At 48.2% G+C, this 2,398-nt stretch carries 3 protein-coding genes; all 3 read right to left on the reverse strand.

Annotated elements, in window-relative coordinates:
* A partial coding sequence (locus APH27_RS26520; RefSeq protein WP_156335915.1) for a hypothetical protein occupies positions 1-775 on the reverse strand: 775 nt, incomplete at its 3' end.
* Positions 768-1,757 (reverse strand): DUF2515 family protein, encoded by a 990-nt coding sequence (locus tag APH27_RS25410; protein ID WP_256250734.1) that lies wholly within the window; start codon positions 1,755-1,757, stop codon positions 768-770. The genes APH27_RS25410 and APH27_RS26520, both read right to left, overlap by 8 nt.
* Positions 1,754-2,398 (reverse strand): DUF2345 domain-containing protein (locus APH27_RS26290; protein WP_156335916.1); only part of this gene is annotated, 645 nt, incomplete at its 5' end. The genes APH27_RS25410 and APH27_RS26290, both read right to left, overlap by 4 nt.

Raw genomic sequence — 2,398 nt, forward strand, 5'->3', positions numbered from 1 at the left:
CGCGTTCCTGAGCCATGCGTTTGAGCTCAGGGGGGAGCAGTCTTACCCAATCATCTTGATTCTCATTTGGGACAAAATTTTTATAAAACTCTGCTTCTGACTGGAAATTAAATGAAAAAAGATAGGAGCCGCGTTCTTGTGGCGCTTGTGGGGTGTTCTCTCGCTGGACACGGAAAAGGAGGTAGTTGCCATCCTTATGAAAGTACCAGTTGTTGATTGTCGGCATTGCTAACCACTGTGCCTGACTTAGTTTTAGCGTAGGATCTTTCCAAGGGCCGGTGCCAACAGGCACACCTAGCACTTCGTCAAAGAGGTTGAACTTGCTCGCTTCGCTTCCTGGTATTCTTGCTTCATTGGGGAGAATATAGCGATGCCATCCCGAAAGCCTCAACTTGACTAGAGTGTCGTTGAAATATTGTATGAACTCAGAATGTTCGGAGTTCGAAGGCGCGGGTGCAACCCTGATGCTGGCGTTTTCCACGAGGTCTGTTTTATATGTGATAAGTGCTGCGCTAACTATGTTATTCAGAGGTAAAGGGTTTTTGTTTGGGTCTACAATGGCTGCGCCTTTGTTTTCGCTCTTGGATGAGGTGCTAAACTCATAAAAGCATACTTTTGAGTTGCAGTCTTTCGTCAACTGCATCGTGGAGCTTGCCAGTATATTCTTGATGCTGTCGTTTAAAGAAAATGTCACATTGGGTTTTTTTTCATTCACGTTCGATGCTCCGCAGGCAGTCAGTAATAAAAAAAATAGTGAAGCCAAATGCTTATTCATTGTTATGCCATGAGCTTATGGTTGAAATAGTGGTTTCCATTTGTCTTTTATCTTTATCCATTAGGTAGTGATATTTGGTGGCGATCTCGGTTATGAAGATCATTCTATCGGTGAAATCGTATAGATCACCTTCTTTCATGACCACATCGCGATCTGGGTCACCAGTCTCACATTGTGTGCTGAACGCTGCCAGGCGGCGAGGTACGCCAAACTTCCCTTCTAGCTTCGCTTGCCCGTCAAGTAGTAGCTGGAAGTCCCAATTTTCGTAAATCAGAGGCTGTAAAATCCAAAGCTGCTCGTGATCAGCGATTTTCATTAATGAGGCCAACTGGAGTTCTCTGCGCAAGACTCCATCTTTCAAAACTTCGACTTTTTTTATGAGGTCGAAGCCTTCTTTTAATGGGGTGGTTTCTGCCAGAAAATTAATTTTCGGTAAGGCGTCGTCAATCCATGGTAGCTCTTTGAATGCGACTTTAAAGTCAGAAATATAGCAGTTCCAGTTCCTTTCTGGTACGGCGCTTTTGAATTCGTCGGGGTAATTTATATAAAACCAGTGCCATACAAAAATATCTTGGAAAAGCCAAAAATTGCCTTCGCCCAAGTGCATTTTGGTGATGTCAAAAAAAGGCGCTGCTGCACCAGTCCATCGCCATTTACTATTGCTGGCATAATCAAGGGCGCACATGACCTGTTTGCTGGCAAATGCAGCCAGTCCGGTCCAGTAGAATCTGCCTTTCAATTCAGGCTTTTCGTTGCGCTCAAGCTCAAGATAAATGCGTGCATAATTTCCAGCGATGCGCTCTGCGCGCGTGCTGAAATCTTTTATTAGTTCATAGCGCGCGGTGCTTTTAAACTCGATGCGCGTTTTCACCGATAGGCGCCGTACCGCTTCTTGTTGCCCGAGAGTCCATAGTTCCCTGTAATGAACCTGTGAATCGGACGTAGAGCACGTTTGCTCATTGAGTTGTAAGTCTTGCTTCATGGTTTGATTCTCGGCACAAATGTGTCAGCACCTGTCGGCACTACCAGTTCATCGGGCACAAGCCTCATCTTGGCTGTGTCGGGTTTGTCGCTGAAAAGGCGGGGTGTCATACCTTCTTGGTCGGTGAAGTAAACCCGCTTGCCTTTGCTAGGAATATCGAACTCGACAGCCACGTTTTCCAGCGGTACACCGAAACTGGTCATCAACCTGTTCTGCTCGTCATACATGCCGGAGTCAGGACCGGTGGGAAATTCCTTGAACGAGTGCTCCATGCTGGCCGGCCCATCCAGCGTTTTCTTCGCCCCCTTGATGTCGATGGTCCCCGGCGCATGCACCTCGATATTGCTGCCCTTGATGCGGATATAGGCACCACCGCTGGTAAGCAGGATTTCCTTCTGCGCCGACATCTCGATCAACTGTTCCAGCGACGTGAGCTTCATGTTCTGCAGCGCAGTCAGTTCCATCGCATCACTTTGTGCCTCCAGTTCGACCTTGCCCTTGGCAGCAAACAGCTTGGCCCCGGCGTTCTGCGCAAACAGGCTGATGCTCTGCACCACGCTGGCCAGCAGCGACTTGCCGCTGGCGATGCTGACGTCTTCACCCGTGCTCACGGTCAGGTGCTTGCCACTGTGCAGGTGGGT

Source organism: Pseudomonas sp. NBRC 111123 (assembly GCF_001320205.1).
Taxonomy (GTDB): domain Bacteria; phylum Pseudomonadota; class Gammaproteobacteria; order Pseudomonadales; family Pseudomonadaceae; genus Aquipseudomonas; species Aquipseudomonas putida_J.